The sequence below is a fragment of the uncultured Thiohalocapsa sp. genome, assembly GCF_913063425.1.
Classification (GTDB): Bacteria; Pseudomonadota; Gammaproteobacteria; order Chromatiales; family Chromatiaceae; genus Thiohalocapsa.
In genome coordinates, this window is sequence record NZ_CAJXYK010000030.1 from 56,620 (window position 1) to 70,929 (window position 14,310).

The 14,310-nt window shown below is 67.1% G+C and carries 18 protein-coding genes; 9 read left to right on the forward strand and 9 right to left on the reverse strand.

What is annotated here, in order from left to right:
• Positions 1–11 precede the first annotated feature (11 nt).
• From QZ607_RS16120 to QZ607_RS16130, 3 genes are all read right to left on the reverse strand, one after another.
• Positions 12–1,472: an alpha/beta hydrolase gene (locus QZ607_RS16120; protein WP_295884629.1), complete on the reverse strand. Its 1,461-nt coding sequence runs from the start codon at positions 1,470–1,472 to the stop codon at positions 12–14.
• Positions 1,473–1,587: 115 nt separating this feature from the next.
• Complete coding sequence (locus QZ607_RS16125) at positions 1,588–1,944, reverse strand: response regulator (RefSeq protein WP_295884631.1); 357 nt, start codon at positions 1,942–1,944, stop codon at positions 1,588–1,590.
• The gene (locus tag QZ607_RS16130; RefSeq protein WP_295884632.1) at positions 1,941–2,378 is read right to left on the reverse strand and encodes a hypothetical protein; all 438 of its coding nucleotides are present in this window, start codon (positions 2,376–2,378) and stop codon (positions 1,941–1,943) included. The genes QZ607_RS16125 and QZ607_RS16130 overlap by 4 nt, the downstream gene beginning before the upstream one ends.
• A gap of 690 nt (positions 2,379–3,068) precedes the next feature.
• On the opposite strand from QZ607_RS16130, the gene QZ607_RS16135 reads away from it, so the two are divergent.
• Positions 3,069–3,662 (forward strand): hypothetical protein, encoded by a 594-nt coding sequence (locus tag QZ607_RS16135; protein ID WP_295884634.1) that lies wholly within the window; start codon positions 3,069–3,071, stop codon positions 3,660–3,662.
• Positions 3,663–3,814: 152 nt separating this feature from the next.
• Here the strand turns inward: QZ607_RS16135 and QZ607_RS16140 are convergent, their stop codons facing one another.
• The gene (locus QZ607_RS16140) at positions 3,815–4,132 is read right to left on the reverse strand and encodes a hypothetical protein (RefSeq protein ID WP_295884637.1); all 318 of its coding nucleotides are present in this window, start codon (positions 4,130–4,132) and stop codon (positions 3,815–3,817) included.
• 125 nt (positions 4,133–4,257) lie between these two features.
• Positions 4,258–5,496: a sodium/glutamate symporter gene (gene gltS / locus QZ607_RS16145; RefSeq protein WP_295884639.1), complete on the reverse strand. Its 1,239-nt coding sequence runs from the start codon at positions 5,494–5,496 to the stop codon at positions 4,258–4,260.
• A gap of 208 nt (positions 5,497–5,704) precedes the next feature.
• Between gltS and QZ607_RS16150 the strand changes: the two genes are divergently transcribed.
• Positions 5,705–6,148, forward strand: a complete 444-nt coding sequence (locus QZ607_RS16150; protein ID WP_295884642.1) for a hypothetical protein — start codon at positions 5,705–5,707, stop codon at positions 6,146–6,148.
• Positions 6,149–6,237: 89 nt separating this feature from the next.
• Here QZ607_RS16150 and QZ607_RS16155 read toward each other — a convergent pair whose 3' ends face one another.
• The 3 genes from QZ607_RS16155 to QZ607_RS16165 all read right to left on the reverse strand — a co-directional run bounded on the left by QZ607_RS16155 (position 6,238) and on the right by QZ607_RS16165 (position 9,422).
• The gene (locus QZ607_RS16155) at positions 6,238–6,774 is read right to left on the reverse strand and encodes a DUF5666 domain-containing protein (RefSeq protein WP_295884644.1); all 537 of its coding nucleotides are present in this window, start codon (positions 6,772–6,774) and stop codon (positions 6,238–6,240) included.
• Between the two features lie 102 nt (positions 6,775–6,876).
• Entirely contained in the window at positions 6,877–8,337 is a 1,461-nt protein-coding gene (locus QZ607_RS16160; RefSeq protein ID WP_295884646.1) for a GntP family permease, read from the reverse strand.
• A complete protein-coding gene (locus QZ607_RS16165) occupies positions 8,337–9,422 on the reverse strand; it encodes a patatin-like phospholipase family protein (protein ID WP_295884648.1) in 1,086 nt (361 codons plus the stop codon). Before QZ607_RS16165 ends, QZ607_RS16160 begins: the two co-directional genes overlap by 1 nt.
• A gap of 91 nt (positions 9,423–9,513) precedes the next feature.
• Here QZ607_RS16165 and QZ607_RS16170 point away from each other — a divergent pair, with 91 nt between their 5' ends.
• Positions 9,514–9,690 (forward strand): DUF481 domain-containing protein, encoded by a 177-nt coding sequence (locus QZ607_RS16170; RefSeq protein WP_295884650.1) that lies wholly within the window; start codon positions 9,514–9,516, stop codon positions 9,688–9,690.
• A 157-nt stretch (positions 9,691–9,847) separates the two neighbouring features.
• Here the strand turns inward: QZ607_RS16170 and QZ607_RS16175 are convergent, their stop codons facing one another.
• Entirely contained in the window at positions 9,848–10,723 is an 876-nt protein-coding gene (locus QZ607_RS16175; RefSeq protein WP_295884651.1) for a DUF1576 domain-containing protein, read from the reverse strand.
• A 270-nt stretch (positions 10,724–10,993) separates the two neighbouring features.
• Here QZ607_RS16175 and QZ607_RS16180 point away from each other — a divergent pair, with 270 nt between their 5' ends.
• The 6 genes from QZ607_RS16180 (at position 10,994) to QZ607_RS16205 (ending at position 14,056) form a co-directional block, all read left to right on the forward strand.
• Positions 10,994–11,113: an urea transporter gene (locus QZ607_RS16180; RefSeq protein WP_295884654.1), complete on the forward strand. Its 120-nt coding sequence runs from the start codon at positions 10,994–10,996 to the stop codon at positions 11,111–11,113.
• A complete protein-coding gene (locus QZ607_RS16185) occupies positions 11,110–11,505 on the forward strand; it encodes an urea transporter (protein ID WP_295884656.1) in 396 nt (131 codons plus the stop codon). The genes QZ607_RS16180 and QZ607_RS16185 overlap by 4 nt, the downstream gene beginning before the upstream one ends.
• Before the next feature lie 138 nt (positions 11,506–11,643).
• Positions 11,644–12,252: a DUF3611 family protein gene (locus QZ607_RS16190; protein ID WP_295884658.1), complete on the forward strand. Its 609-nt coding sequence runs from the start codon at positions 11,644–11,646 to the stop codon at positions 12,250–12,252.
• Positions 12,253–12,277: 25 nt separating this feature from the next.
• On the forward strand, positions 12,278–12,886 hold the full coding sequence (locus QZ607_RS16195) for a DUF3124 domain-containing protein (protein ID WP_295884660.1): 609 nt from the start codon (positions 12,278–12,280) through the stop codon (positions 12,884–12,886).
• A gap of 90 nt (positions 12,887–12,976) precedes the next feature.
• Positions 12,977–13,732: a class I SAM-dependent methyltransferase gene (locus tag QZ607_RS16200; protein WP_295884664.1), complete on the forward strand. Its 756-nt coding sequence runs from the start codon at positions 12,977–12,979 to the stop codon at positions 13,730–13,732.
• 159 nt (positions 13,733–13,891) lie between these two features.
• The gene (locus QZ607_RS16205; protein ID WP_295884666.1) at positions 13,892–14,056 is read left to right on the forward strand and encodes a DUF4351 domain-containing protein; all 165 of its coding nucleotides are present in this window, start codon (positions 13,892–13,894) and stop codon (positions 14,054–14,056) included.
• Positions 14,057–14,310 lie beyond the last annotated feature (254 nt).

Below are 14,310 nucleotides of genomic sequence, written 5' to 3' on the forward strand. Positions count from 1 at the left end.
GGCGCCCTGCCTCAGGCGTCGATGAGGCTGCGGACGCTCAGCATGGTCGCCCGGTCCTGGGCGAAGCCGCCATGCTTGATGGCTGCGGAGCGCAGTCCTGGCGGGGCCGCGTCGTCGGTGTCCGACAGCACCAGTCGGTCCGCGCCGGGAGCCTTGAGGCAGTCCGCGACAGCGACGAGGAGCTTGTCGTCGTAGGGCGCCTTGCCGCTGAGGAAGCGCTCCATACCGAGTATGGGGCAGTCCGCCTGATCCGGCTCCAGCACGCCGGAGATCAGGTACAGCAGCGAGCGGGTGTACACGAAGGGGACCAGGTTGTCTTCGCGTTCGCGGGCGTCCTGCATGGTGAAGATGCGCAGCCGCCTGCAGCGCTCCGGCGCCTGCACCACCGCGTTGTGGAAGAGGTCGCTGCGCACCGCCGGCGCCAGGAAGATCACATTGCGGATGCGCACGCCGATGTTGCGGGCCGCATTGGCCTCGAGCAGGTGGCAGATAGCAATGGAGCCGGCGCTGTGGCCCACCAGGTCCACCTTGAAGTCGGGGCGCTCGCGCTGAAGGGCCGCCAGCTCGTCGAGGAAGAGCCTGCCCGGATGGCTGTCAGGGCCAAGCTCCGGGCCGTTCGGCAGCCACATTTGCTCGGCGACGGACTTCATATTGCCCCACATCCAGGCCCCGAAGTCGTCCAGATACAGCTCGCGCACGGCCTCTTCCATCAGCGTCGGATAGAAGCCGTGGTCGCGTCGCTGCATCCAGCGCCCAATGCAGCGGGCCAGCACGCGTGCGAGCGCGGCGGCTGCCGCGGCAGTGCTGATGATCCCTTTGGCACCGGGTGCGGCGGGCTCGGCGAGGCCCTCGCGCAGTCGCTCTGCGCCCTGATCGCGATCATGCAGCATGCGCCGCAGCTCAGGGTCTGCGCTGAGCTCGATGTCGATCTCGTGCTCGAGCTGCTGTGCCAGCTGGCGCTCCGGCAGCGCCGCCCCGCCCCGCGCGCCGGTGGCTGCGGCCGTGTCCAGGTCCTCGAAGGGGCGCTCCTTCGCAAGCTCGCTCGCAATGTCCGCGTCGTCCGGCTCCTGCCCGACCCCTTTGGCGCCCACCGACACCCCTACGTACTTGGCCAGCTTCTTGGCCAGCAAGGCGATCAGACGCCGGAACAGCTCGGTGTCGTGAATATCGCGCAGGTTGCGCAACAGGGTCTCGATCGCGCCCGTCTCCCAGAGGAAGAACACCGGATGGGCGCGACTGGCGGCGTAGTAGTCCTGCAGCAGTTGCACTGCACCGGCGAGGCCCTGATCCTCCCCCACGAGACCGCCGTGGAAGTGCACCACCATGCGATCGGTGTCCGTGGTGCGCAGCTCAGCGAACAGGGCGCGAATGTCTTCAGGGGACGTGTGCAGGCTGCCGCTGGCGCGAAAGCTGCCGTTGGGGCCGACGTTGACGTAGTGGCGCGGATCGAGGATCGTGGCGGTGTTGCTCATGAGAGGGCTCCCTGCGGTGGATCGGATGGGCGGCTGCGCCTCGGCGCGGGCACACCCGCGGCGCCAGCTTATCCCATGTGCGCAGTCTATCCATTGACCAATGGACCCGCACGCGTCAGTGCAGCCGCGCGAGGGCATCATCGACTTCGGAGAACGAGAACGGCTTTGCAATGACTGCCTGAACGCCGATGGCCTCGAGCCGCGGCGAGACTTCCTCCAGCAGCTCCGGGAAGCCGGTGATGACGATGGCCTGGGGCATGCGATGCTCCGCATGCAGCGCCTCCAGCACATCGACGCCGTAGACATCCGGCATCACCAAGTCGATCACGATGGCATCGAAATCGCGCTGCCGGCAGAAGATCGACGCGAGTCGGCCCTCGAACGCCGGCACGACATCGTGCCCCTGCGCTGCCAGGTGATCGGCGAGGATCTTGGCGAGGATATGGTTATCCTCGACGACGAGAATTCTCACGGGCCACCTCCGACCTGCGTCATGCGATCACTGCAGTCAGGACAAATGCCGTGGCTCAGCTGGGGCAGTGCGGCGTCTGCAAGCAGCGCCAGCCGCTGCACGGCCTCTTCCAACGCGAGCCAGGCCGATTGCACCTGCACGGCCTTGCACCAGCCGCAGATCTGCAAGCAGTGATCGCGGCTGTGTGGCAGCGACACGTCGAGCATGCGGATCGCGTCGTGCGGCTCCACGCGCAGCACGCGGCTGCGAAACTCCACCTGACCCAGCTCCTGCCCGACTATGCGCATCTCCATGAGGCGCCGCAACGCGGGCGAGTCGCAGCGGTACTCGAACCGCACCGGATGCACCCCCGCCCGCGCGCGGCTCATGAGTAAGCGGTAGAGGTGTCGCGTCTCGACGTCCGCCATATGCGCCATGATGGACGTGCCCAGCACCTTGTCTGCGCTGATGTGCCAGCCGTTCTCCTCTGCGAAGGCGAGCCACTCAGCGTTGACGAAACAGAGCCTGTCGTCCGCATCAACGCGGTGTACAAATTCTCGGTTGTCGCGGAGGTCTTGCAATGGTGTTGGCGCGAGGCAGTGTTGCGACGAGCGCCGTGCCCGGTACTGTCAGTCTAGCCGGTCCAGCGCAGGCCTGCCCGGGACTGTCATCCCAGGGCATCAGCCGCTGGGGAACGCCACTGATTGGCGTTTCCGGCACCGGGCAGGGTGCCTCCCATTTTGAGCGGCCTACGCCGACAAAGGAAGGCGGAGGGAGGCTGCCCAGTATCTGAGCAGGCTGGGCTCGATCCGATGCTTGGTCAGGCAAGAGCAGCACATGGCTGTTTGCCTGGCGATCCTTGCCCCAGAGGGCTTGTCAGCTGACCGCCGGTCCCGCTACGGGCAGCGCGGATTCGGCGGCCGTCGACGTTCTCACGTTCAATCGCGGACGAAACGGCTTCTCCTCTTTCGAAGAATCAAATTGGGGAGGTGCCTCTCGGGGCGATGCCCGCAACGATAGACTGTGATTCGCTGAATGCGTACCCCATTTGTCTGCGGGGAAAGGCAGCAATTGCTTGGTAAGGAGGCATCGCAATGCGTCAGGGAGGCAACATCGAGGGAAGCTTTCGTCACTGTGCTTCAGACATGGGCGAGATCAAGAGATTGCCAACAAAAGGGCGCATGCGTTCAACTTTCAGGAGAGCCCCGACCGACCAGTCACGAGGCTCATCGGCAGGCCTTCATGGTGAAACGAGATTGTCCAAGAGTGAGGACCCGAGTCTCAGCCTCAACACCCGGGTAACGGGTCAGGTACGTGAATGCACACTCGCTGACGGCCGTGCGCGGATCACGGTGGCCCTGGTCACCGCGAATGCCTTGGGATTCGCGCAGTCGATCGAGGAGATCATTACCAACGAATTCGATTTTGCCGGCACGGCGACGATTCTCGGCGCCAAGGCCGTGGACGTGGTCGCTGGGGCCGCGCCCGCAAAGGGTCCCGTAAAATTCACGACGAGCTTCACGATTGAGGAGCCGGGCGCGCCGTTGCCGGATTTTCTGGACGTGGTGAACACGGTTGAGTATGCGCCCGCATCGCTGGTGTTTGAATCCAAGACCATTGGGCGGCTCCCGGATGGCCAGAGAGCGTTCCTGGAGATAGAGCAGGTGGCGACGCAGGCCGAAGGCGCAGACTGGACGTACTCCGTCGAGACGGTCGAAATCGTCATTCCCGGACGCTAGGGAAACGCCAATTTCGCGCCAGTCCGCGTGCGGGGCAGGATGCCCCGCCATTTTGAGCCGCGTAAGCCGCCAATAAACGAAGGTGCCGGAAGACCGCCCAATATCTGAGCCGGGCCGGCTTCAACCGATGCTTGGTGAGGCAAGGGCCAGTCTCAGCGGACGGTGATCTCGCCGGTGATGCTGTCGCGGATGGTGACGACCACGCCGTCGCCCACCCTGAGCTGGCGGAGCAGGCTCTTGTCCTCAAGCTCGAAAGTGCGGGTGTCCTGGCCGCCGCGGACCTGCACGGAGCCGGCGGATTGGTCGATGCCAACGATCTGACCGTACAGCCGAATGGCGTTGCGCATGGTGCCCGCCGGGCGGCTCCCCGCGGCGCGGTCAACGCTGCTGGTGGCCTCCATGCCCATGGCGCCGGCATCGCGCCCGCGCTGAAGCTCAAGGACCGCAGTGGTGGTCTCGGTGAGGCGCACCTGATCACCGATGCGTACGTGGAAGCGCCTTCACCGGCGCGACGGGCACCCAGGCGCGGCGGCGACGCTCCCACAAGGCAAGCCCTTGCACGGAGTGATGATCAAGGCCGCTCTTCACACACCGCTCAGCTGAAGCGCTGCAGGAAGAACGGGATGATGAGGGCATTGGCGATGTCGATGAAGAACGCCGACACCAGCGGCACGATGATAAAAGCGCGGTGTGAGGCGCCGTACCTGTGCGTGACGGCGGCCATATTGGCCATGGCCGTCGGTGTCGACCCCAGGGTGACGCCGCCGAACCCGGCGGCCACCACCGCGGCGTCGTAGTTGCGCCCGAGCAGCGGAAAAAGCACGAACAGGGTCACCAGCACCGCGAGCAGGAATTGCGCGGCGAGGATGGTGAAGATGGGCGCCGCCAGATCGATCAGCGTCCAGAGCTGCATGCTCATCAGAGACATGGCCAGGAAGGTGCCCAGCGCGATGTCGGCGATCAGCGCAATGGCCGGGGTGCGGGTCTGCCAATTCACACCGAGCGCCCGGTAAAGCCTGCGCGGCACCAGGTTGGACAGCAGAATGCCGGCAAATAGACAGGTGACGAAGAGCGGCAGCATGAAACCCGTCTCGGCGAGGAGCTCGTTGAGGGCCGCGCCGAAGATAATGGCGATATGGATCGCCAGCACGGCGCCAAGAAAGTCCATGTGGCCGATGCCGGCGCTCTGCTGCGTCTCGGTCAGCCCGACCTCCTGGATCTCTTCCTGCGCCTGCGGCTGGGACGGGGTCAGCCGGTGGCGGGTGATGAGGAAGCGGGCAATGGGCCCGCCCATGAGGCTCGCCAGGATCAGGCCAAAGGTGGCGCTGGCGACGCCGATCTCCATGGCATTGGCAATGCCGTACTGCTCGGCGATGCTGGGCGCCCAGGCGATGGTGGTGCCATGCCCCCCGATGAGGGACATCGTGCCGCCCACAACGCCCACCGCCGCGGGCAGACCGAACAATGCCGCCACCGAGATGCCGGTGAGGTTCTGCGCAAACATGAAGCCAATGGTGAGCACGAGCAGCACCACGAAGGGCCGGCCGCCGGCGAGCAGGTCAGCCGCCCGCGCGTTGATGCCGATGGTGGTGAAGAAATACACCAGCAGCACGTCACGCGCCCGCAGCTCGAACTCCACCAGGGTGCCGGATGCCGCGTAGAGCAGGGCGAAGAGCACCGAGAACAAGAGTCCGCCGGTGACGGGCTCCGGAATGCTCAGCTCCCGCAGCAGGCGCACGCGCTCATTGAGGCGCTTGCCGACGAAGAGCACAAGAATACCGATGGTGACGGCAAGGAAGGACTCGACGCGCAGTAGGCCGTCCTGTAACTCCATGGGACTCATACTCCGGCGATTGCTGCTGCGGTGGCTTGCGGCATTGCGCTTGGGGTGGGGTCTGCCGCGAGCGGTTGTGTCCGGTTGCCGCGGGCACGGTAGCATTGGTCACGGCAACGTTGGCATGATACCGGGAATTACGGGCCGCGCAACGACGGCGCATGATGCGCCCGGCTTGCGCCGGACATTCACTCAGAGGATAACCACCATGACCTACTGTGTGGGGCTGCTGTTGGATCAGGGGTTGGTGATGGCCTGCGACTCGCGCACCAACGCGGGGGTCGATCACATCTCGTCATACAGCAAAATGCACCTGTTTCAGCCATCGCCGGACCGATACTTCGAGAGCAAATTCGGCAAGTCCTCGCTGGACCGCTTTGCCCGCTGCGGCCTGTCATTGGAAGAGGGCGCGCGTCTGTGTCTGGTGTCGCTTGAGAGCACCGCGCGGGCCAATCTCACCGTCGCGCCGCCCTATGAGGTTGTGCTCTGTCCGCGGGATTGGATGGGCCCGAGCCACCGGCTGCGGCTGGATGTCGATGATCCGGATCTGGTGGCGCTGAGCCAAAGCTGGGACGAAGGACAGCGCCGGGCGTTTGCGATGTTGCCGTCGTTTTCCTGGGAGGTGCCGGCCGACGGCAACCAGGTGGTCTGATCAGAACGCGCCGGCTGGCCCATACCGCGGGACAACAGCCGGGTTTCGGGCCGCGAGTGCGCTGTGGCGGTGTCGCAAGATCAACCCGATCAGAGCGGATTCACCGCGGTCGCGTCAAACTCCCCGCCCGACATCTCTCCGGAAACCCGCACCCGCTGGCCGGCGCTGACCCGGCTGCGGGTGTTGTCGCCAAAGATGTCCCAGCTGTCCACGTTGACGGTGCGCTGCCCGGTATTGAGCCGAAAGCCATCCTCCCACACCCGCTCGATGGTTCCGGTGAGGGTCTCCCGCCCCGCCTCGGCCTGCGGGCCGCTGCCGGCCGATGCGCCGCGTTGGGAGGCTGAGCCTTCACCCGCGATGGTGATGGAGCTGGCATCGAATTCGCCCCCTGACATCTCGCCGGACACATTGACACGTTGCCCGACCCGCACCTGGCTGCGGGTGTTGTCCCCGAAGACGTCCCAGGAATCCACCGTCACCGAGCGCTGCCCGGTGTTGAGCCGAAAGCCGTCCTCCCAGACCCGCTCGACCTCGCCACTCAGTGTGGTCCGGCCACTGCCCTGGGTCGCGTTACAGGCGGACACCAGGATGGCCGCCAACAGGTAATACAGATTGCGTTTTCTCATCAGTCAAGCCCTCGGGGATTCACCAATAGGTCTTCAGCAGATAGATCCAGAGCGCGATCAGGATCAGGGACACGACGGGCTGCGGCCGCATCACCCGACGGCTCAGAATGACCCGAAGAGGGGGCCGAGCACAATGACCGCGGCGAGGGCCAGCAGCGCCCCGACGACGGACACCATGACAATGTCGCGATAGCTCTCGCGGTGAGTGGTGCCGCAGACCGCGAGCAGGGTCACCACGGCGCCGTTGTGGGGGAGCATGTCCAGGGTCCCGGCGCCGATCACCGAGACGCGGTGCATCAGGGCCGGATCGAGCCCGAGATCCGCGGCCAGCGCCATGTAGGTCTCGCCCAGGGCCTCCAGTGCGATGGTGAGGCCGCCGGAGGCCGAGCCGGTGAGCGCCGCCAGCACATTGGTGGACACCGCCAGCGACACCAGCGGGCCGCCCTGGATGCCGAGCACCCAGTCGCGCACCAGCTCGAAGGCGGGCAGGGCGGCCACCACGGTGCCGAAGCCCACCAGGCTCGCGACGCTGACGATGGGGAGCACGGAGGCGTTGACGCCGGCATCGACGCTGGCGCGCAGGTCGGTGAGCCGCCGCCGGTTCAGCGCGATCAGCGTCAGGATGGCCGTGGCCAGGGCAACGCTGACGGACCAGATACCGCTCACGGCCGCCGGCGTGGTCGGTCCGAAGCGGTCCTCGGCGAGGAAGCCGAGATCCAGATTCGGCAGCACCAGCGCCGTCATGGCGAGGTTCACGCCGAGCACCACCACCAACGGCAGCACCGCCACCAGCACCCCCGGCCGCTCTGCGCACGCCGCGCCGCGCTGCAACTCCGCCGGGTCGAACTCCCGGGTGACCGTCGCCCGCTCGCGCACCACCAAGTCTTCCGCCGCCTGCTCGGCGCTGGGCTCAGCCGTTGTCTCCGCCTCGAAGCCCTCACCGCGCCTGCGCGCCGACGCCTCTATGAGGCCGAGCCACCACAACCCGAACCCCAGCGTGATCACCGTCGCGATGAGTCCGAGCCCAGGTGCCGCGAAGGGCGTGGTGCCGAAGAAGGGCATGGGAATGGCATTCTGCACCGCCGGTGTGCCCGGCAGCATGGACATGGTGAAGGTGGAGGTGCCAAGGGCAACGGCCGCGGGCATCAGCCGGCGCGGAATGCCGGCATCGCGGAACAGCGCGGTGGCCATGGGCACCAGCACGAAGAAGGCGACGAACAGGCTCACCCCGCCGTAGGTCACCAGCGCCCCGGCCAGCACCACTGCCAGGATGCCGCGGCGCGGCCCGAGCTTGTCGCCGATGAAGCCGGCCACGGTCTCCACCGAGCCCGAGTCCTCCATCAGCTTGCCGAACAGCGCGCCGAGCAGAAAGATGGGGAAGAACTGGGCGATGAAGCCGGCGGCGCCGGCCATGAAGGTCTGGGTCCAGCTCGCGAGCAGCGGCTCGAAGGCGAAGGCCGCCGCCAGCATGGCCGCAAGCGGGGTCAGCAGCAGCACGCTCCAGCCGCGATAGGCCAGCCAGATGAGCAGCCCAAGGCCGACCAGAATGCCGAGCAGGCCCATCAGATGCCCTCCAGCAGATAATCGATGTCCAGCGACGGGCGCTTGCCGAGGTCGTCGCCGTGGCGCTCCAGAAACTCGCTCGCTGCCCGCCGTCCTTCGTCCCGCAGCATGATCAGGAAGGCCCATTCCGCGTTGAGCTTGGAGGAGTAGCCGAGCTCCACCATGCGCTCCGAGGCGATGCGGTGCATGCGCATCTGGCCCCACAGGGCGCCTTCTGTATGGCCTGGATCGGCCACCTGCCGCAGCAGGGCGATCATGCGCAGCTCCTTCAGCAGCGGCGCGTTGAAGGAGATCTCGTTGACGCGGCTCAGGATGTCCCGGGCCGCGCGCGGCGTGCCCGGGCGCTCCACCGGGTTGATCTGCACCAGAATGGTGTCGTCGGCGCTGCACTCGCGCACCAGCGGCGAGATGGTGGGATTACCGGAGTAGCCGCCGTCCCAGTACGCCTCGCCTTCGATCTCCACGGCCTGGAACATCTGCGGCAGGCAGGCGGAGGCGAGCAGGGCATCGGTGGTCGCATCGGCGTTGCGGAAGATGCGCGGGCGCCCGGTGCGCACGCAGGTGGCGGTGATGAAGACCTTGACGCGCGATGCGGCGAGGTGCTCAAAGTCGATGGACTCCAGCAGGATGTCACGGAGCGGGTTCAGGCCGACGGGGTTCAGGTCGTAGGGCGAGAACAGCCGCGAGGCCAGGTCCAGGGCCAGGAATGCCGGCGAGTTGTCGAGGGTCCAGCGGCCCAGCAGCACGTCCAGCGGCCCGCGCTTGAGCGGGCTCAGCAGGGCGCCCTCCGAGACCCGCCGCCAGAAGTCGGTCAGGGCCTGCCGGGCGCCGTCGGCGCCGCCCGCCGCGAAACCGCTCGCCAGGACGGCCGCATTCATCGCCCCGGCGGAGGTGCCGGAGATGCCGTCGATGCGCAGGCGTTGCTCTTCCAGCAGCCGGTCCAGCACACCCCAGGCGAAGGCGCCATGGGCGCCGCCGCCCTGGAGGGCGACATCCACCGGCAGGGGTGCGTCGGTGGCGGACGATGATCCGGCGCCCGGCTCGGCTTCCGGCTCGGTGGCGTCTTGCAGTGCGTGTTCAGACATGGGCTTCGACCGTTGGACTTCACGTCGGACGTGCAGCGGGTGGGTGAGGCATCGCTTCGCCCGGTAGTGGCCGGCAGTGTAGCAAGCGCGCGTGAACGGGCGATGGCGGACCTGCTGGCCGTGCGAGGCCCGGACCGGCTTCCGCGTGCCGCTCATTGCAGGCTTCGTCGGCAGCATGGAGTACGAAATCGACCATGACAGCCGCCCCGCCGTGGAGGCCAAGACCACCGACGAGACGGTGCGGCTCAAGCTCGGCTACGAGTGGTGAGAGCGCGGATGGTTGAAGTGATGATCAAGGCTCCTCCACGCATTTGCCCTGGCGGTGAGCAGTTTTTGAAGGCGGGACGATTCACCGCGACACACATCTGCTCGATACCTCGCCACACCGCCTCCCGCTCAGGATGCTGTTCCGCCATGTTGTGCGCCTACTGCTGAAGCGCTACCAGCTGTCCAAATGCGGCTCTTGCAGCGCAGCTGTGAGCCGCAGGTGCTCCGCATTGCCGGTGTTTGTCGGTCAGTCCGGGCGGGCTGCCGGCCCTCGTGTCGGCAGGATGTTGCCGACCTTCGCGAATGGCGAATGCAACCGGCGCGAGTATCGACGCGACAATGCCCGCGGCGAAGCCGTTGTTGTACAGATTGAGCCCGCCGTGCGCGCCGCCGACGGTGAGCGCCGCGGATGAGTGGGTGAAGCCGGCGACGACCCCCCAGTGCCAGCCGAAGTGCCCGGCAATGGGCGCCAGGTTGGTGGCGAAGAGCGCGGCGAGCTGAAGCGAGGGGTCGGCGGCGCCAAGGGGCTTCAGCAGGGTGCCGAGGAAGACGCCTGCCATGATGGGGCTAATATTCAGCACATGCTTGCCGAAGGCGCCGAAGCCCGCGACGGAGAGCAGGGCGCCGATGACGAGCCCGGTGACGGCGGCGAGCGGAATGCTGACGGTGAGCGTCAGTGCGCTGCTGAACAGGATCTCCGAGACGATCGGCGCAAGGGCCACGCCGAAGAAGGCCCTGTTGATGTGCTGCGCGAAGGGCTCGCCCCGGAAGCGGGCGTAGAGCCACACACCGGCGGCGATGAACCAGACGTTGAGCAGATTTTTGCCGATTGCTGCGCCTTGGCGCGTCGGGCCGCGGGTGTCGGCCGGGGCGGCACGGAACCCGCCAACTGCGCATGGCGCCCGCTGAGCGTTATTCTCGGGCGCACAGGATCTTATCAACGCCCTGAGCGGCACACCGGAGGGCAGGCTCAGGCTTTTGGCCTGATCGCCAAGAATATGAGCAAGGAGGCATCGTGCGCCGGATTCCCCCATCGACGCTGGTGTGGACAGCGCCTAAAGTGTCACCATCCGGAAGGTGCCGCGGTGACAGGCCGGGGCGTGACCGCGGGCGCTTCACAATCAGGCCGCAGGCGAGCTGCCCGGCGGCAACCAGCAGCGCGCGACACAATGGGGCGAGACGGCTTGCGATTGCCTCAGACGAGACGGCCCGCCGATGCAGGCTGGAAGCGATCAGGGGGGAAGGAAGACCAGATGAGCGGTGCTTCGACACCTTGGCGGCGACGCTGTGAGAAACCCGCGGTGTTGAGCTTCGTGGACTGCAACCTGCGCGGCATCGGACAGGTGCTGTTCCAGGACAACGCCTTGGCGGGCTTGCTGTTCTTCATCGCCGTCGGCTGGGGCGCCTCTCGCAGGTGTTCGTGAAGGGTTACGTCCCGTCCGCGCTGCTGATCCTGTTCGGGCTCGCGGTGGGCTCGCCGCGGGCAGCGGCCTTCGCGCTCGCGGGCGCGCTCATCGCACTGGTGGTGGCGCTCCTGCAGGGCGCTGAGAGCCAATTGGTGACCGCCGGGCTTGTCGGCTTCAATCCGCTGCTGACCGCGGTGGCCATTGGCGCCGTGTTCAGTCAGCCGGGGCTGGGTACGACGGCTTATGCGGTCCTGGCCGCCGTCTTCACGGTGCTGGCGCAGGGGGCCATGGTGGCGGTGATCACGCCCTTCGGCGTGCCGACGCTGACGGCGTCCTTTGTGCTCGTCACCTGGCTGTTCCTGCTGGCGCGCTCCCGGCCGGTGCGGGGCGGGGAGGCGGCCCCATCCTGAGCGGGCGTGCCCGCGCTGCCTGCCGTGCACTGCCGGCGAGCGTTGCCGTCAGTTATTGCGGCACTGGCGGTGGGAGCGGTGGTAGCATGCGCGCGGTTCATCCGCTCTCGGTCCACTGTCGATTCAGGAGATATTCCTATGCCCGTCGCACCCTGGCCACCGGCGAATCCGGAACAACTTGGGACGACTTTCGCCAAGCTCGGCTGGATCGGTTTTTTCATACAGCTCGTCCTGCTGACCGTGCCATTGAGTCTGGCGCTGTACATGATCGTCGGCTTTGCGCCGGATTCCCCGGCGCGTCGCGGCATCGACCTCAGCAATTACCTGTCCTGGGGCAGCCTCATCGTGACCATCTTCACCGCGATCTGGTTCTTCCGCTATACGCGCCTTGGGCGCCGCATCGCAGAGGAAGATTCCCGGCTCACCGGCGGCGGTGTGCTCAAGACCGTCTGGATCGGCATCTGGGCGGGTTGTATCGGCATCGTATTCTCGATGCTGATGCTGTTTGCTGAGTCGAGCCGCATCCTGTTCGTCATGCTGGCCAACCCGCAGACGGGGTTGATGGTCTCGCCCAACATCGGCGGAGACCCCAACCTGTCCCTCTCGGCGCTGGACGGCATCAGCCTGCTGACGCTGTTGATCCTGCTGACGGCAGAGCTGGTGGTGCTGGGGCTGTCGCTCTGGCTCCTCTACCGCACGGCGACGCCAGCCACCAAGAAGGCGTCCGGGGCGGGCGCATACGCCTGAGTCGCGGCCGGGGAGGGTGCTGCCGATGCCGCCGGGCACAGCCGGGTCCACACGCGCGTCGCGCCGGGAGCTCGCGGTCTCGGCGCTCGCGGCCGGCGTCGCCGCGGTGGTGATTCTGGTGCTGGGCTTTCTCGCCGGCCGCTGGCAGGCGTTGGAGGACGAGCAGCCGGCGTTCCAGCCGCCGGCGTCCACCCTGCCGCGCCTGCCGGAGCACCTGGTCACCCAGGGGCGCAGCGTCTATGTCGCGGCCTACTCGCACATCTATCGGGGTGCGGGCGAGGCGGTCCCGCTCGCCGTAACCCTGAGCGTGCGCAACACGGATGTGGCCGAGCCGATCCGCATCGACCGGGTGCGCTATTTCGACGGCGACGGGCAGTTGGTGCGCGAGCAGCCGGAGGCGCCCCTGGTGCTGGCGCCCATGGCCACCGCGTCCTTTCTGGTGCAGGCCGCCGACCGCAGGGGCGGCTCAGGTGCCAACTTTCTCGTTGACTGGTCGGCGCAGGAGGCCGTGAGCATGCCGCTCATCGAGGCAGTGATGGTCGGCGAGGGCTTGTCTTTCAAGAGTCGGGGCGAGCCGGTGGAGGCGGCGCCGCAGACGCGGAGCGCGGCAGCAGAGCCGCCGGCGACCGACTGACGAACAGCCGACGGCGCTGCCCAAGGGCACGGCCCGCACCCAGTTGGGCGCGGTCTCCAGCCAGGTACCGGGGAGGACCAGGAACAGCAGATGGAAAACATCGACCTCTTGATCGACCTGCACCGGGATGCCCAACGCCAGGGCCCGGGCAGCGACGATGCGACCCGCCTCAGCATCACACTGTCCGGTCTGCGCGACGCCCGCGGCCTGAAGATCGCCGACATCGGCTGCGGAACCGGCGCCTCCACGCTCGTATTGGCCCGGGAGCTCGACGCCGCCATCACCGCCGTCGACTTCCTGCCCGCGTTTCTTGAGCGGCTGGAGCACGCTGCGGCACGCGAGAAGCTCGGCGGGCGCATCGAGACCTGCGCCGCTTCCATGGACGCGCTGCCCTTCGCCGCGGCCTCCTTCGACGCCATCTGGTCCGAGGGGGCGATCTACAACATGGGCTTTGCGAACGGCATCAGAGCCTGGCGACGGTTTCTGAAGCCGGGCGGTATTCTCGCCGTCTCCGAGCTGACCTGGCTCACCCACGAGCGACCTGCTGAGCTCCATCAACACTGGATGCAGGAGTATCCAGAGGTGGACAGCGCCTCGGCCAAGACGGCGATGCTCGAGCAGGAAGGGTTCTCACCGCTCGGGTACTTCGTGCTTGGCACAGAGTGCTGGCTGGATAACTACTATCGCCCGATGCAGGCGCGCTTCGGCGACTTTCTGTCACGGCACGGCAACTCCGACGCCGCCGCGGCGGTGGTGGCCGCAGAAGAGCACGAGATCGCGCTCTACGAGCGCCACAGCGCCCACGTCAGCTACGGCTACTACATCGCGAGAAAGGCTCGCGGCTGAATACCGCCGCGACAAGTACTGGTCGCAGACCTGCCTGATGGCGCCTGCGATAAGCAGGCGAGGTGCAAAGGTAACGGGTGAAGCCGGCCCTGAAGGTGTTGAGCCCCGAAAATCTTGGTTGGTGAGTGCCGACTTGCCGAACGCTTCCGTGAAGAGGGCATGCAGCAGGGCGAGGCGCGGGTGCTGGAGCGTCTGTTGACCCTGAAGTTCGGCGCGCTGCCCGCGGACGTGCAGCGCCGCATTGCCGGGGCCGACGAACCGACGCTGCTCGCCTGGTCCGAGCGGGTGCTGAGCGCGACGCGCCTGGAGGATGTGCTGCACTGATCGCGTGATGCGCTGGTGCCCGCGCCCTGGCGCGGCATAGCGCACCGACACTCCACCTCGCCACCGACCGCGCCGGCTGCGAGGCCCGGCTCTGCTTCAGCTGGACCCTGGACCTGGCCGGCCCCGAGGAGGCCGCCGACACCTCCACAAGGCACCGGTACTGCGGCCCGTCGTTTCGCCGCCGCGCCCCTGAGCGCTTCGCCAGGGGCGCCGATGCCGAGACCCAGTCCACCCGCACCGCGCGGCCCTCGACA